Annotated in this window: 13 protein-coding genes and 1 tRNA gene; 9 read left to right on the top strand and 5 right to left on the bottom strand. The window is 68.9% G+C overall.

Annotated features, from left to right (window positions below; translation table 11 throughout):
• The first annotated feature begins 7 nt into the window (after window positions 1-7).
• The 4 genes from INT49_RS12430 to INT49_RS12415 all read left to right on the top strand — a co-directional run bounded on the left by INT49_RS12430 (window position 8) and on the right by INT49_RS12415 (window position 3,545).
• Window positions 8-679, top strand: a complete 672-nt coding sequence (locus INT49_RS12430; protein ID WP_193118063.1) for a DUF1801 domain-containing protein — start codon at window positions 8-10, stop codon at window positions 677-679.
• A gap of 234 nt (window positions 680-913) precedes the next feature.
• Window positions 914-2,662, top strand: a complete 1,749-nt coding sequence (locus INT49_RS12425; RefSeq protein WP_193118062.1) for a potassium channel family protein — start codon at window positions 914-916, stop codon at window positions 2,660-2,662.
• 135 nt (window positions 2,663-2,797) lie between these two features.
• On the top strand, window positions 2,798-3,274 hold the full coding sequence (locus INT49_RS12420) for a peroxiredoxin (RefSeq protein ID WP_193118061.1): 477 nt from the start codon (window positions 2,798-2,800) through the stop codon (window positions 3,272-3,274).
• A gap of 182 nt (window positions 3,275-3,456) precedes the next feature.
• Window positions 3,457-3,545, top strand: a tRNA-Ser gene (locus INT49_RS12415).
• 117 nt (window positions 3,546-3,662) lie between these two features.
• Here the strand turns inward: INT49_RS12415 and INT49_RS12410 are convergent.
• A complete protein-coding gene (locus INT49_RS12410) occupies window positions 3,663-4,463 on the bottom strand; it encodes a GntR family transcriptional regulator (RefSeq protein ID WP_193118060.1) in 801 nt (266 codons plus the stop codon).
• A 364-nt stretch (window positions 4,464-4,827) separates the two neighbouring features.
• Between INT49_RS12410 and INT49_RS12405 the strand changes: the two genes are divergently transcribed.
• The 5 genes from INT49_RS12405 to ppc all read left to right on the top strand — a co-directional run bounded on the left by INT49_RS12405 (window position 4,828) and on the right by ppc (window position 11,101).
• Complete coding sequence (locus tag INT49_RS12405; protein WP_193118059.1) at window positions 4,828-5,748, top strand: transporter substrate-binding domain-containing protein; 921 nt, start codon at window positions 4,828-4,830, stop codon at window positions 5,746-5,748.
• A gap of 85 nt (window positions 5,749-5,833) precedes the next feature.
• Window positions 5,834-6,613 (top strand): amino acid ABC transporter permease, encoded by a 780-nt coding sequence (locus INT49_RS12400; protein WP_193118058.1) that lies wholly within the window; start codon window positions 5,834-5,836, stop codon window positions 6,611-6,613.
• Window positions 6,610-7,263, top strand: a complete 654-nt coding sequence (gene ehuD / locus INT49_RS12395; RefSeq protein ID WP_193118057.1) for an ectoine/hydroxyectoine ABC transporter permease subunit EhuD — start codon at window positions 6,610-6,612, stop codon at window positions 7,261-7,263. The genes INT49_RS12400 and ehuD overlap by 4 nt, the downstream gene beginning before the upstream one ends.
• Window positions 7,256-8,059 (top strand): ectoine/hydroxyectoine ABC transporter ATP-binding protein EhuA, encoded by an 804-nt coding sequence (gene ehuA, locus INT49_RS12390; RefSeq protein WP_193118056.1) that lies wholly within the window; start codon window positions 7,256-7,258, stop codon window positions 8,057-8,059. The genes ehuD and ehuA overlap by 8 nt, the downstream gene beginning before the upstream one ends.
• A gap of 213 nt (window positions 8,060-8,272) precedes the next feature.
• Complete coding sequence (gene ppc, locus INT49_RS12385; protein WP_193118055.1) at window positions 8,273-11,101, top strand: phosphoenolpyruvate carboxylase; 2,829 nt, start codon at window positions 8,273-8,275, stop codon at window positions 11,099-11,101.
• 78 nt (window positions 11,102-11,179) lie between these two features.
• Here the strand turns inward: ppc and INT49_RS12380 are convergent, their stop codons facing one another.
• From INT49_RS12380 to INT49_RS12365, 4 genes are all read right to left on the bottom strand, one after another.
• Window positions 11,180-12,196 carry an aldo/keto reductase gene (locus INT49_RS12380; RefSeq protein ID WP_193118054.1) on the bottom strand — a complete coding sequence of 339 codons (1,017 nt, stop codon included), beginning with the start codon at window positions 12,194-12,196 and terminating at the stop codon, window positions 11,180-11,182.
• Between the two features lie 48 nt (window positions 12,197-12,244).
• Window positions 12,245-12,985 carry a GNAT family N-acetyltransferase gene (locus INT49_RS12375; protein WP_226850427.1) on the bottom strand — a complete coding sequence of 247 codons (741 nt, stop codon included), beginning with the start codon at window positions 12,983-12,985 and terminating at the stop codon, window positions 12,245-12,247.
• Window positions 12,982-13,968, bottom strand: a complete 987-nt coding sequence (locus tag INT49_RS12370) for an App1 family protein (protein ID WP_319021606.1) — start codon at window positions 13,966-13,968, stop codon at window positions 12,982-12,984. The genes INT49_RS12375 and INT49_RS12370 overlap by 4 nt, the downstream gene beginning before the upstream one ends.
• Before the next feature lie 135 nt (window positions 13,969-14,103).
• Entirely contained in the window at window positions 14,104-14,589 is a 486-nt protein-coding gene (locus tag INT49_RS12365) for a GNAT family N-acetyltransferase (RefSeq protein ID WP_193118053.1), read from the bottom strand.
• Window positions 14,590-14,704 lie beyond the last annotated feature (115 nt).

Genomic DNA, 14,704 nt, shown 5'->3' with positions numbered 1-14,704 from the left:
TGCGGCCATGAGCGACCTGAGCACATCGATCGATGCGGTTCCCGGTGTCGGCGGCCCGGCCGCCCGCGCCCTGGCCGAGCAGGGCCTGGCCACCGTCGGCGATCTCGTCGGCGCGGACTGGACGCAGCTCGCGCAGCTGCACGGCGTCGGCCCCGCAGCCGGGCGCCGCCTCCAGCAGATCCTCGAAGAGCACGGCGAGTCCCTGACGGACCCGCCCGCTCCGCGAAGCGGCGGGACGACGGTGACCCGCGGCAGCACCGGGCGGAGTGCGAAGGACATCACGACCCATGCGACGACGGTCGACCCGGCCGAGTACGTCGCGGGCCTGAGTGCCCGGCGCAGCCATGAGGGTCAGCAGCTCCTGGAGCTGTTCGGGGAGGCGACTGGGGAGCGGGCAGTCATGTGGGGCCCGAGCATGATCGGGTACGGGGAGAGCCACTACGTGTACGCCTCCGGCCGGGAGGGGGACACCTTCCATCTCGGCTTCAGCCCGCGCACGGCGGACATCGCCCTCTACGGGCTCTCGAGCGCCCCGCGCTCCGAGGAGCTGCTCGACCGGCTCGGAAAGCACCGCCGCGGCGCCGCCTGCGTGTGGATCAGGAAGCTCGAGGACGTGGACCGTGACGTCCTGCGCGAACTCGTCGAGCACGCCTGGGCGTCGGACCCCACTGCCTGCTGAACCTGCAGAACCTGCAGAACCTGCAGGGCCGTGCGCGGAGAGTCGGCCGACGAGATGGTCCTCACCGCTGTGATCCGCCGTCGAATCTGCAGTCCGATCTGCCGGCGATGGTGCCCTGGGCCGCACCTGGTGGTCGATCGTTAGGCATGTGCCGGGCAACAGGCCTACGCTTCCGCGAGGTGCCTGGAAAGATCTGCGTCCGGGCACCCCGGACCGACGTCGAGAGGATCACCCATGGAGCTGCCGGGACGCATGCCCCGACGCGCTGATCGGGTGCCGATGGCGCGACGGAAGTCGCGTGCCGGGATCCTGATCGTGGCGATCGGTGCCGTCATGGTGATCGTCTATGCCGCGGTGTTCAAGACCCTGATGGGCGTGGACGCCCAGGATCATTCCTGGATCGGGGCGATCTACTGGACGATCACCACGATGTCGACCCTCGGGTACGGCGACATCACCTTCACCTCGGGCGCAGGCCGGCTGTTCTCCCTGCTCGTGCTCCTCAGCGGCGTGGTCTACATGCTGGTGCTGCTCCCGTTCTTCGTCATCCAGTACGTCGTCACCCCCTGGCTGGACCGCAGGCGCACGGCCCGGACGCCCCGCAAGGTGCCGGCCCAGATGCGTGACCATGTCCTGCTGGTCGGCTCGGACGCGGTCACCCAGGCGTTCGCCGCGCGGGCGGAGCGCTGCCAGGTCCCCGCGGTGCTCGTCGTGGAGGACCCGGTCGAAGCAGGGCTGCTGCATGACCAGGGACGCCAGGTCGTCGTCGGCCCCCTGGACTCCGCGCAGACCTATCGCAGCGCGGGCGCGGATCGGGCGCGCATGGTCGCCTCGATGCTCTCCGACACGGCGAACACGAACGTCGCCTTCACAGTCCGTCAGGTCTGCGGGGATGTCCCGGTCGCGGTCACCGCGAGCAAGCCGGTCTCGGTGGACGTGCTCTCCCTCGCCGGGTCGGACCACGTGCTGGAGCTGGGCGCGGTGCTGGGCCGGGAGATGGCCGGTCGCGTGCTGGGCACCACGGGCAGGGTCCACCGCATCGGCAGCTTCGGGGACACGCTCATCGCGGAGGCCGCCGTGCGCGGCACCTCGCTCGTGGGGAAGTCGTTGGGTGAGGCCACCATGGGTCTGCGCTCCTGCGTGCGGATCCTGGCCATCATGCGCAAGGGGCGTCTGCGCCCGCTGAAGCCCGAGCTGCCGATCACCGAGCAGACCGTGCTGATCCTCGCGGGGGAGGCCGCCGAGCTCGCCGCCTACGACGAGCAGTTCCAGGTCCTGGAGCAGTCCGAGGATCCGGTGATCATCCTCGGTGGCGGCCGCGTGGGGCGTTCCGCCTCCCGCGAGCTCACCGCCCAGGGCGTGCCCAACACGATCGTCGAGCTGCTGTCGGACCGGGTCGAGAACTCGTACTCCGCGCTCGAGGGGACCGCCAGCTACACGGTGGTCGCCGGTGACGCGGCGGACCAGCGGATCCTGCGCCGGGCCGGGCTCGAGAACGCGTCCGCCGTGCTGGTCACGCCGCGCGACGACGATCTGAACGTGTACCTCACCCTGTTCTGCCGGCGCCTGCGCCCCGAGCTCCAGGTGGTCTCGCGCGCGACCTACGAGCGCAATGTCGCCACGCTGTACCGCGCCGGGGCCGACGGGGTCCTCTCGTACGCGACCATCGGCGCCACCGATCTGTGGAACCACGCCGGCCTCAGCCATCGCGTGCTGGTGGCCGAGGGCAATGAGCTGTTCCTGGTGCCGCGGCCCAACTCCCTGGTGCGGCGCTCCGTGCGGGACACCGAGGTGCATCGCCGCACCGGCTGCCACATCGTCGCCGTGGCGGGGGACGACGGCACGCTCAGCTATGACACCGAATCGATCCCCTCGGCGCCGGGCAAGCTGCTGCTGCTCGGTGATCGCCACGCCGAACGACGTTTCCGCGAGACCTATCTGCGGCGCAGGCGCCGAGGCCGACGGGTCACCACCTCCCGCTAGCCTGGGAGGACGGCGTCGGCCACCGCCTGCGGACAGGTCCGTCGCCGTCCCCACCACCGCCTGACCTGCATCACCTCCATCCCGGATCACCACCGCCCCGCACCACCTCCACCCCGCACCACCTCCAGGAGAGACATGCCTGCCGCACCCGTGAAGCTCGCCGTCGGCGACATCGCCCCTGATCTCGATCTGCCCACCGCCGGCGGAGGCCGGATCAGCCTGTCCGAGCTGCGCGGCGCCCCGGCGCTGCTGTGGTTCTACCCGGCCGCGAACACCTCGTTGTGCACCAAGCAGGCCTGCGATCTGCGCGACAACCACCAGATGTTCCTCGATGCGGGATACCGGATCGTGGGGATCTCGCCGGACCCGGTGGCGGAGCTCGATCGTTTCGTGGCGGAGCAGGAGCTGCCCTACACCCTCGCCGGCGACGAAACGCACCAGGTGATGGAGACCTACGGCGCCTGGGGCGAGAAGAACATGTACGGCAAGAAGGTCCAGGGCACGATCCGCTCCACCTTCGCGATCGACGCCGAGGGCGTGCTGACCTTCGTGAAGTACCGCGTGGGCACCCCGAAGCACATCGCTCTGCTGCAGGAGAAGCTCGGGCTCTGACCGGAGCTTCCGAGCACGCCGCCGGGGGAGAGATCCTGATGCGGGACCGTGCGGGACCGTGCGAGATCGTCCGCCAGACGGTGGCAGTCCGCACATGTGACGTGATCTGTGCACTCCCGCTTTGGCGCACCCCGCGCGCTCCCGTATGCTGTTCCGGCATGCCCTGCTCGTTCAGGGCATCAGGAGACGTGGCAGAGCGGCCGAATGCGCTCCCCTGCTAAGGGAGTAGGCGACAAAAATCGCCTCGGAGGTTCAAATCCTCTCGTCTCCGCCGACGACAAGGCCCCTGGCCTGCGAGAACATCGCAGACCAGGGGCCTTGTCCATGCCCGGGTGTTCGGGCCGACGAGCCGATGCGGTGATGCGGTGATCGGTCGACGGGCCGACGCTCAGACGCTCTCGCCGGTGTCCTCGCCGATCGTCGTCCACTCGGGGCCGGAGGTCTCCAGCAGATCGGGATCGCGCACCACGTCGGACTCGACTCCGGCGCGCAGGCGACCCGCGAGCTCCTGCAGCGACTCCCGCAGCAGAGCGCGCGCCCGGGAGCCGTCGCCCTCCGCGAGCGCCGCGATCAGGGCTTCATGGGTGGTGGTGATGTCGGCACGCACGCCGAAGCCGAGCGGGTCGGAGAAGCTGCCCATCCTCGTGAGGATCACGATGGTGTTCATCGCGGTGCTGAGGAAGCGGTTCGTGGTGATCTCCGCGAGCTGCTGGTGCAGGTCGAGGTCGGCGTTGCCGGCTTCGATGAGCTGCTCAGCTGCGAGAGCGGCGCGGCTGCGCTCGAGCGAGGCACGCAACGGGGCCAGCAGAGCGTCGATCTTCGCCGTCTCACCACGGCGGTGCAGGGTGCTGATCGTGTCCGCCACGATCGTGGCGGACTGCATCTCGATCCCGAGGCGGTAGTCGATGAAGTCCGACATCGTCCCGGCATCCATACGGGTGACGTACAGGCCACGACCGGGGATCTGGGTGAGCAGGCCGTCGCGCACCAGGCGCTGGCAGGCCTCGCGCAGGGAAGAGCGCGAGATCCCCATCTGTCGGGACACCTGCACCTCGGGGATCCCGTCGCTGGGGCGGAGGTCGCCGTAGTAGATGGCGTTACGCAGCTCGAGCTCGGCCTGATCGATGATCGAGGGCCGACGCAGCGGCTGCATCATGGGCAGCTGCACTCGTTCCGGACGAGAGGTCATCGCCGTTCTCCTTGCTCCTGCGCGGTCCACTCCGCGTCGCGTCATCGTAGAACGCGGGAGACCTCCCGTCAGCACGCGAGGGCCGGTGCAGTCGCTCGGCTCACTCGTGGGCCCGCTCATCGGCTCACCCATGGGCCCGCTCAAGGGCTCGGCCGAACCTGACTCCGGGAGTCGACGAGATGAGCTCCGGACGGCGACGAGAACGGCTCCGAGCGGGTCACGACCCCATCACGAAACGTGGACCGGGCGCGGCCCACACCGCCAACACCGATACCGTGGTTCGGAATCCGATATCCAGAGATCAGATTGTCCGACAGTGCAACGACCGTCGGCCCGTCGATCGCTCAGCGAGAGGGAACACCCCATGCACAACCGCCGTACATTCTTCCGAGGGACCGGCCTCGTGCTGTCCGCCGCGGCCCTGGGCGGCAGCCTGGCCGCCTGCAGCCAGACGAGCACCGGCGGAGGTGGCGGCGATTCCAGCGACGGCGGCGGGGGCGATCTCCTGTCCAAGCTCCAGGAGGCCGGGAAGATCACCGTCGGCTTCGCCGGTGAGGCGCCCTACAGCTTCGATGACAACGGCGACCTGACCGGAGCCACCGTCGCCATGCACCGCGAGATCTTCGGCGAGCTCGGGATCGACACGGTCGAAGGCAAGGTCACCGACTGGAACTCGCTGATCCCCGGGCTGAACGCCGGACAGTTCGACGCGGTCAGCGCCGGCATGTCGATCCTGCCCGAGCGCTGCGCCGAGGCCGCCTTCAGCGAGCCGGAGTTCCAGTACACGACGGCTCTCATGGTGCCCAAGGGCAACCCCGAGAAGCTCGAGAACATGGACTCCTTCGTCGACTCGGGCCTCAAGGTCGCCACCATGAGCGGCGCGATCGAGAGCACCTACGCGAAGGACCTCGGTCTCGAGAGCATCGAGGTCGGCGGCCCGCAGGACGGGGTCGATGCGGTCACCAGCGGCAACGCCGATGCCTTCGCGCTCACCGCGATCTCGCTGAACTGGCTGGCGGACAACTCCAACACCGACCTCGAGGTGACTCCGAGCTTCGTCGCGGAGATCGACGGGGTGAAGCAGGTCGGCGCCGGCGGCACCGTCTTCCGCAAGGAGGACACCTCCGTGCTCGACGCCTACAACGAGAAGCTCGCCGAGATCATCTCGGACCCGGAGCGGTACCTCTCGATCGTCGGCGAGTTCGGCTTCTCCGAGGAGGAGCTCCCCCCCGAGGACATGACCGCTGAGATCCTGTGCTCCGGCGATCTGTCGTCCCTGCAGTGACCTCTGACCTTCTTGTCCGTCCCGCTCCGGCGCGTCCCCTTCCGGGACGCGCCGGAGCGGCGCGAGCCGAGGTGGTGAGCCCCCGATGGACGGTGTGATCGGTTTCTTCGAGCAGCTCGGTCCCAATATCGAGATCCTCGGCGCGCGGATGCCGCAGATCCTCGAAGGCGTCCAGGTAACCGTGCTGGCCGCCGCGTTCGGCGGACTGCTGGCCCTGGTGATCTCCTTCGTCTTCGGCATCGCCCAGACGGTGAAGCTCGGCGCCGTGCGCATCATCGCGCGCATCTTCGTGGAGTTCTTCCGGGGCACCTCGCTCGTGGTCCAGCTGTTCTGGCTGGCCTTCGTGCTGCCGCAGCTGCCGTACCCGTTCGGCTGGCAGCTCGCGCCGCTCGCGATCGGCGTGCTGGCCCTGGGGCTGAACTACGGGGCCTACGGCGCCGAGGTGGTGCGCGGCTCGATCGGCTCGGTCCCCAAGGGCCAGTACGAGGCTCTCAGCGCGCTGAGCCTCTCCCCGGTGCGCGGCATGTTCCGCGTGATCATCCCGCAGGCCTGGGCCCTGATGATCCCCTCGCTGTCGAACCTGTGGATCCAGCTGCTCAAGGGCAGCGCGATCGTCAGCACTGTGCTGCTGTACGACCTCTACTTCCGGGTGGAGCAGGTTCGTGACCAGACGGGCACGTGGTTCGCGTTCCTGTTCGCCCTGGTCGCGTACTACCTCGTCGCCTGGGTGATCGTGATCATCATGAACGCGCTCGAGGTGCGGGCCAAGCACAAGATCGGCCGCGGTCCGGCCCTGTCGGACTCCCTGGGGACGCTGCTGCGGCCCCCGGGTGGCAAGAACGTGGCGAGGGGGGCAATGGTATGAACGAGTCCTGGTGGTCCTGGGACCACGCCGCCGCCGTCCTGCCCATGCTGCTGGAGGGCTTCTTCAAGTACACCCTGGTGGCGACCGTGCTCGGCACGCTCATCGCCGTGGTGCTGGGCCTGATCGTGGCGATGACCCGGCGCGTCGCGCCGGGCTTCATCAGCACTCCGGTGACCTGGGTCGTGGAGTTCATCCGGATGACGCCCCTCGTGGTGCAGCTGGTGTTCGCGAACCTGGTGCTGTCGCCGTACATCGACTCGACGCTCGCGATCGGCATCTGGGTGCTCGGCATCCACTACACGACCTATATGGCCGAGGTGTACCGCGCGGGGATCGACTCCGTGCCCAAGGGGCAATGGGAGGCGGCCACCGCGCTCTCGCTCCCGTTGCTGCGCACCTGGCGGGCGGTCGTCATCCCGCAGGCGATCCGCAGCACGCTGCCGGCGCTGGGCAACTACGCGATCTCGATGTTCAAGGAGACGCCGTTCCTCGTGGTCATCTACATCCCGGAGATGGTCCGAGTCGCTCAGACCTACGGTGGCGACACCTTCCGATACACCGAGTCGATCACGCTGGCCGGCCTGATCTTCCTGGTCGCGAGCTATCCGACGTCCGTTCTGATCCGACGACTGGAGAAGAGACTTGCCTGAGAACACCGCCCCCGACGGGGCCACCAGCATCGGTGCTCCGCACATCGAGTTCCGTGACGTGGTCAAGAGGTTCGGCGACAACACCGTGCTGAACGACCTCAACTTCACCGTCGCGAAGGGAGAACGCGTCACCCTGATCGGGCCCTCGGGCTCCGGCAAGACGACGATCCTGCGCCTGGTGATGACCCTCGAGGAGCTCACCGGCGGGTACATCCACGTCGGCGGGGCTCCGCTGCAGTACGAGGACCAGGGCGGCAAGCGCGTTCGCGTCTCGGACAAGACGCGACGGCGCACCACCACCCAGATCGGGATGGTGTTCCAGCACTTCAACCTGTTCCCGAACATGACGGTGCTGGAGAACATCACCGAGGCGCCCATCCACGTCATGGGCCTGTCCAAGGCCGAGGCGATCTCGAAGGCCGAGGGCCTGCTGGAGAAGGTCGGCATGAGCGACAAGCGGGACTTCAACCCCTCGCAGCTCTCCGGCGGTCAGCAGCAGCGCGTGGCGATCGCCCGCGCCCTCGCGATGGACCCCGAGATCCTGCTGCTGGACGAGGTCACCTCGGCGCTGGATCCCGAGCTGGTGGGAGAGGTGCTCGCGGTGCTGAAGGACATCGCCGCCGAGACGGACATCTCCATGCTGATCGTGACCCACGAGATGCAGTTCGCGCGGGATGTCTCGGACCGGGTGATGATGTTCGATCAGGGATCGATCGTCGAGGAAGGGTCGCCGGAGAAGATCTTCAGTGACCCCGGCCACCAGCGCACCAGGGACTTCCTGCACGCCGTCCTCTGAGCTCGAGCGACGGGGTCGCGAGGTCGGGCGGCAGTGGTGCATACCAGATGATCCCGATGTCGCGACCCGGTCGCGTCCCGTTCCGTCCGCAGGCCGGTCCACGGCCGGGCCTCCAGGCCTGTCGCGGTAGTCTGTGCCCGTTCGTTCCGCGCCGAGGCGGTCGCCCCAGCTGTCGGCGGCCGCTGTGTGGCGCCGCCGACCCCAGGAGGCCCCGTGCCAGAATCTGACGCCATCGCTGTCCCGACCTTGACGAGCGAGTTCCCCGTCGTCGGCGATGATCCCCATATCGATGCACCGCTGCGAGCGACAGTCCGTCGCCTCTCGACGCTGCTCGGTCGCACCCTCGCTGACCAGCACGGTCAGGAGATGCTGGATCTCGTCGAGCAAGTCCGCAAGCTGACCAAGGACGCGAAGTCCTCGGACTCCGAGGCTGAGGCCCGTGACGTCCAGGAACGACTCGCCGAGCTCCCGCTCGAGCAGGCGACGGCACTGACCCGTGCCTTCGCCCAGTACTTCCTGCTGGCCAATGCGGCCGAGCAGGTCTACCGGGTCCGCTCCCTGCAGGAGCGCCCCGCCTCGGAGTCGTGGGTCCCGCGCACCGTCGCGGCCGTGCACGAGTCCGTGGGGCCCGAGGGCCTGCAGGAGGCCGTCGACTCGCTCGACGTGCGACTGATCTTCACCGCGCACCCCACCGAGGCCTCCCGTCGGGCGGTGCTGACCAAGCTCCGCAAGATCTCGGACATCCTCGAGAACGACACCGAGGACGGCACGACGGAGCGGCGCCGGCAGGATCACCTGCTCTCCGAGCTCATCGAGTCCCTGTGGCAGACGGATGAGCTGCGCCGCCAGCGTCCCACCCCTCAGGACGAGTCGCGCAACGTGCTCTACTACCTGACCCAGCTGTACCGCCAGACCATGCCGGGCTTCCTCGACGATCTGCGCGAGGAGCTGCGCGCCCACGGCGCCGATCTGCGCGAGCGTCAGGTGCCGCTGCGCTTCGGCTCCTGGATCGGCGGCGACCGCGACGGCAACCCCTACGTCACCGCGGAGGTCACCCGAGAGGTGCTCCAGCTCCAGGCCGAGACCGCAGTCGAGCTCGCGATCGACGTGATCTCCGAGCTCATCGGCGACCTGTCGATCTCCAGCGAGATGACCGGCGATGACGAGGAGCTGCGCGCGAGCATCGAGGCGGACCTCGCCTTCGAGTCCGAGGTCGACGAGGTGCAGCAGCGGATGTTCGAGCAGGAGCCCTACCGGCTCAAGCTCGGCACGATGCGCGGCAAGCTCAAGGCCACCGGCGAGCGGATCCGCACCGGCGAGCCGCATGTGCACGGCAAGGACTACTACGACTCCGAGGAGCTGCAGGACGACTTCGCCGTCCTGCGCGGCGCCCTGGCCCGCCACGGCGGCCGTCGGGCGGCCGACGGGGCGATCGCGGTCGCCCAGCAGGTCCTCGCCGGCTCCGGCCTGAACCTCGCCATCCTCGACGTGCGCGAGCACTCCGAGAAGCACCACGAGGTGCTGGCCCGTCTCTTCGACCGCGTCGGCGAGCTGGACCGCCCCTACGCGGAGCTCAGCCGCGCCGAGCGCACCAAGGTGCTGGCCGCGGAGCTCGCGAGCCGTCGTCCGCTGGTCGGCACGGCGCTCGCCGAGGACGAGACGATCCTCGATGACGCCACCCGCACCACCTACAAGGTGTTCGGCGAGATCCGGGACGCCCACCGGCAGTACGGCCAGTCCTCGATCGAGACCTACATCGTCTCGATGACGCATGGCGCCGACGACATCCTCGCGGTCGCCCTGCTGGCCCGCGAGGCCGGCCTGGTCACCCTTCCCGGTGGCGATCAGAACCGTTCGGACATCAGCTTCGCGCCGCTGCTCGAGGAGGTCGCCGAGCTGCGTCACGCCGGGGAGATCCTCGACGAGATGCTCAGCGATCCGTCCTACCGGGAGATCGTGCGCCTGCGCGGCGACCTCCAGGAGGTCATGCTCGGCTACTCCGACGGCAACAAGGACTCCGGCGTCATCACGAGCCAGTGGGAGATCCACCAGGCCCAGCGTCTGCTGCGCGATGTCGCCGCCCGCCACGGGGTGACGCTGCGTCTGTTCCATGGCCGCGGCGGGTCCGTCGGCCGTGGTGGCGGCCCGACGTACGATGCGATCCTGGCCCAGCCGTACGGCGTGCTCGAGGGCGAGATCAAGTTCACCGAGCAGGGCGAGGTCATCTCCGACAAGTACACGCTGCCCACGCTGGCCCGGGAGAACCTGGACCTGTCGCTGGCCGCGGTGCTCGAGGGCTCCGCGCTGCACACCTCTCCGCGCTCGACGCCCGAGCAGCTGGACCGCTTCGGCGAGGTCATGCAGCAGGTCTCCGACGCCTCCTATGCGCGCTATCGCACGCTGGCGGACGATCCGGACCTGCCGGAGTACTTCGTGACCTCGACCCCGGTCGAGCAGCTCGGCGACCTGAACATCGGCTCGCGACCCTCCAAGCGCGCGACCTCGGAGAAGGGCCTGGACGGCCTGCGAGCCATCCCGTGGGTGTTCGGCTGGACCCAGTCGCGGCAGATCGTGCCGGGCTGGTTCGGTGCAGGCTCCGGTCTGAAGGCGGCGCGTGAGGCCGGCCTCGAGCCGGACCTCCACGACATGCTGCGCAACTGGCACTTCTTCCGCACCGTGATCAGCAACGTCGAGATGACGCTGGCGAAGACGGACATGGCGATCGCCGCGCACTACGTGCACTCGCTGGTGCCCGAGCGGCTGTGGCCGCTGTTCGACCGCATCAAGGCGGAGTACGAGCTCTCGGTCGCCGAGATCGAGCGCCTCACCGGGGTCCTGGGCCTGCTGGACAACCAGCCGGTGCTCAAGCGCACGCTCGCCGTGCGCGACCGCTACCTGGATCCGATCTCGTACATGCAGGTCGCGATGCTGCAGCGTGCACGGGCCGCCACGGACCGCGGCGAGGAGCTCTCCCCGGAGCTGCAGCGTGCGCTGCTGACCACCATCAACGGTGTGGCCGCCGGTCTGAAGAACACCGGCTGAGCCGTCCCGCGCCATAGGGAAGGGCCCCGACGATCCTCAGGATCATCGGGGCCCTTCCCTATGGCCACGTGCTGCTGGTCAGCGGCCGGTGCCGTCGACCGCGAACTCATCGAGGGCGGCGAGCTCCGCCGGGGTAAAGGAGAGGTTCTCGGTGGCACCGACGTTCTGCTCGAGCTGACGCACCGAGGAGGCGCCGACCAGCGCGGTCGCCACGGCCTGGTGGCGCAGCACCCAGGACAGGGCCAGCTGGGCGAGGCTCTGGCCGCGCTGGTGGGCGATCTCCGACAGGGCGCGCATACGGGTCTGATACGCGGTGTCGTGGACCTGACGCGAGGTGAGCGAGCCGCCCGTCCCGCTGGCCCGCGATCCGTGGGGAACCTCGGACATGTACTTGTTGGTCAGCAGGCCCTGCTGCAGCGGGGAGAAGACGGCCAGGCCGATCTCCAGATCCTCCACCGTCTCCAGCAGCCCGTTCTCGATGTGCCGGTTGAACATCGAGTAGGAGGGCTGGTGGATGAGCAGCGGGGTGCCGAGGTCGGCGAGGATCTCCGCGGCCTCCCGGGTCTTCTCGGGGGAGTAGTTCGAGATCCCGGCGTACAGGGCTCTGCCGCTGCGCACCGCGTGGTCGAGCGCCCCCATCGTCTCCTCGAGCGGGGTCTCGGGATCTTCGCGGTGGTGGTAGAAGATGTCGACGTGTCCCAGGCTCATCCGTCGCAGGGACTGGTCCAGGGAGTTGAGCAGATACTTCCGCGAGCCGCCGTCGCCGTACGGGCCGTCCCACATCCCGTAGCCGGCCTTGGTGGAGATCACGAGCTCGTCGCGATGGTGGCGGAAGTCCTGCTCGAGGATCCGGCCCACATGGGTCTCGGCACTGCCGGGAGGCGGGCCGTAGTTGTTGGCCAGGTCGAAGTGGGTGACGCCGAGGTCGAAGGCGCGGCGGACGATGTCGCGGAGGACCTGCAGGTCGCGACCCTCACCGAAGTTCTGCCAGAAGCCCAGCGAGACCGGGGGCAGGCGCAGCCCGGACCCACCGACCCGCCGATAGGGGACGTTCTCGTAGCGATGGGGGGACGGGGCGAAGGCGTCGGTGCTCATGCCGGTAGTTTAGTCGCCTCAGTCACATCCTGCGTCGACGAGTGCAGGTCAGAGCGCGTGGAGCGGACGCTCCATGACGTCCATGCCCAGACCCTCGACTTGGAGCCCTGCGGGGTCGCCCGCGAAGGGCACGGCCACGCCCGTGCGCACGAAGCCGTTCCGCTCGTACCAGGCGTGCAGCTCCGGCCGGGACTGCAGGACCCGGATCATCAGCAGGTCGACCCCGGCGCGCTGCAGGTGGTCGCTCTGCGCCGTGAGGAGACGGCGCCCGAGCCCGCGGGACTGGGCCGACGGATGCACGGCGAACAGTCCCAGCTCGGCGCGCGCGAGCCCGTCGGCGTCGGCCGGTTCGCGGCGCGTGTAGCAGCATCCGACGATCGTGCTGTCAGTGCTGTCAGTGCTGTCAGTGCCGTCAGTGCTGTCAGCGCCGTCGTCGCTGGAGTTGCGGTCGTTGCTGTGGTCGTGACTAGCGGTGGCGTCGTCGCCATGGTCGTGACCCACGGTGCCGTCGGCGGGACGCTCGGACTCGGCGTCGTCGCGTGCCGTCTCGGACGGCGTGAGCACGGCGACCAGCAGCGTGACGGCCGGATCGGCGATCATGGCGCGCACTTCGGAGGAGTCGGTCCGGGTTCCGCTGACCAGGTGTGCCTCCGTGGTCCAGCCGCCGGTGCCGCGATAGGCGGCCTGTGCCAGCTCGACGATGCTGTCGACCTCGTCCTCCTGGGCGGGCCGGATCGCGATCGTGGACGCGGTGGTAGCCGTAGTGGGGGCAGGTGCGGGGAGGATCATCGGATCACCTCGGCGTGCTGGAGGGCGGAGAGCAGGGTGTGGCCATCGGGCGCGGTCACGACCAGCGGGGTGAGGTCGCCATGGTTCCGCCGCTCGAGGGGCCGCAGCGTGCCGTGGGCGAGCAGCTGCTCGGATTCTGTCAGCTGACGGATGACGATCGCCTCGACGAGCTCGGGACGCTCGGCGGCGAAGTCGGCGTAGGTCGACGGGTCGTGCTGTCCGTCATCGCCCACCAGGAGCCAGCGATGCTCCGGGAAGGTCTCGGCCAGGTGCCGCAGGGCCCGCTCCTTGTGCTCCCGGCCGGAGCGGAAGAACCCGGTGTTCGTGGGCCCCCAATCGGTCAGGAGCAGCGGGCCGTCGGGGTACCCGTTCTTGTAGAGGAACCGCTTGAGCACCGGGAACACGTTCCAGGCGCCCGTGGACAGGTACAGCACCGGCATCTCGGGAAACTGCCGCGCGAGACGCTGGTAGAGCATCGGCATGCCCGGCACGACCTGGCGGGAGGACTGGTGGACCACGAAGGCGTTCCAGAAGGCGAGCAGCGGCCGCGGCAGCCACGTCACCATCACCGTGTCATCGATATCGCTGACCAGCCCCACGGTGGCGTCGGGGGCGAAGACGGTGATGTCGGCGGACACCTCGTTGCCGGGGACCGTCCACAGCAGCGCCTCGTGCCGACCGGGTTCGAGGTCGACATCGAGCTGGACGTCGACGATCCCTGTGCGGTCCGCGCGCACGCTGAACTGCTGCTCACCGATCCGGATGTGGACGGTGCGGTACGGCGCGACCTGGCTCGCGAAGTTGCGCCAGCCCCGCACGGCCATGGTGCGCATGTCGTGGACCGGCTGGTCATGGAAGTCGGCCGGAGCACCGGGGGAGGCATAGAGGACTTTCGCCAGCACCCTGACCGTCGTCGGAGAGCCGTATCCGTGGAACGGCTGGAGGCGCAGATCCCAGTGCAGTCGTCGCAGCGCGCTGCCCACCGTGGCGTTCTTGACGTCCTCGAAGCGGGCTGACCAATGAGGACGCCTCCGGCCTGAGCCTCCACCGGTCGCGCGGGATGCGGATCGGGAGGAGGTCAGGCCGGAGGCGGCTCGACGGGAGGAGGGCACCTGGCCTCAGAGGCCTCGGGCCATCTTCAGCCAGGCGCCGTCGGGGTCATCCTCGATGATCTCCCAGCGGCTCCCGGTGTCCTCGAATCCGAGGGCCTGGTAGAGCGACTGCGCTGCCTCGTTCTTGGGGCCGACGTACAGCGTGACGGTGTCCGCCTCGTCCTCGCGGCACCAGTCGAAGACCGCGTCGGCGAGCTTGACGGCGATGCCGCCCTTACGTGCGCTCGGCAGCACCCACATCGCCTGGAGCTCGCGCTCGTTGGCGGGGGAGTCGCCCTCGTGGCGAACTGCCACGACAGCCACCGGCTGGCCGGATTCGATCGCAAGGAACCACGCGGCCTCACGGACGCGCTTCTTCCAGATGGAGTCCTCGTAGGTCGACTCCTTCTCCCAGCTCTGCCCGAAGGCCGAGGGGTCGGTGCTGAGAGACCGGAGACGGATCTCGCGCACGAGCGACCAGTCGTCGTCGTGAGCGCGGATGATTTCGGCCATGGCTGTCCTCCTGAGCCGTCGTGGCATGGTCACTTCCATCTTGTGCTCGTGACCATACCCTGGCGAATATGCGCGGACGGCACGGTGGGCACCGCTCGCGCTTCCCTCAGTATTG

Source organism: Brachybacterium tyrofermentans (assembly GCF_014897585.1).
GTDB lineage: Bacteria > Actinomycetota > Actinomycetes > Actinomycetales > Dermabacteraceae > Brachybacterium > Brachybacterium tyrofermentans.
The sequence above is the reverse complement of the archived record's forward strand: the minus strand, read 5'-3'. Positions and strand labels throughout refer to the sequence as shown.

Coding starts and splice junctions, on each gene's coding strand:
- ehuD (WP_193118057.1), top strand. CDS start 6,610: ATGAACGAGTCCTGGTGGTCCTGGGACCACGCCGCCGCCGTCCTGCCC.
- INT49_RS12425 (WP_193118062.1), top strand. CDS start 914: ATGGAGCTGCCGGGACGCATGCCCCGACGCGCTGATCGGGTGCCGATG.
- INT49_RS12365 (WP_193118053.1), bottom strand. CDS start 14,589: ATGGCCGAAATCATCCGCGCTCACGACGACGACTGGTCGCTCGTGCGC.
- INT49_RS12375 (WP_226850427.1), bottom strand. CDS start 12,985: ATGATCCTCCCCGCACCTGCCCCCACTACGGCTACCACCGCGTCCACG.
- INT49_RS12380 (WP_193118054.1), bottom strand. CDS start 12,196: ATGAGCACCGACGCCTTCGCCCCGTCCCCCCATCGCTACGAGAACGTC.
- INT49_RS12400 (WP_193118058.1), top strand. CDS start 5,834: ATGGACGGTGTGATCGGTTTCTTCGAGCAGCTCGGTCCCAATATCGAG.
- INT49_RS12410 (WP_193118060.1), bottom strand. CDS start 4,463: ATGACCTCTCGTCCGGAACGAGTGCAGCTGCCCATGATGCAGCCGCTG.
- INT49_RS12430 (WP_193118063.1), top strand. CDS start 8: ATGAGCGACCTGAGCACATCGATCGATGCGGTTCCCGGTGTCGGCGGC.
- INT49_RS12405 (WP_193118059.1), top strand. CDS start 4,828: ATGCACAACCGCCGTACATTCTTCCGAGGGACCGGCCTCGTGCTGTCC.
- INT49_RS12420 (WP_193118061.1), top strand. CDS start 2,798: ATGCCTGCCGCACCCGTGAAGCTCGCCGTCGGCGACATCGCCCCTGAT.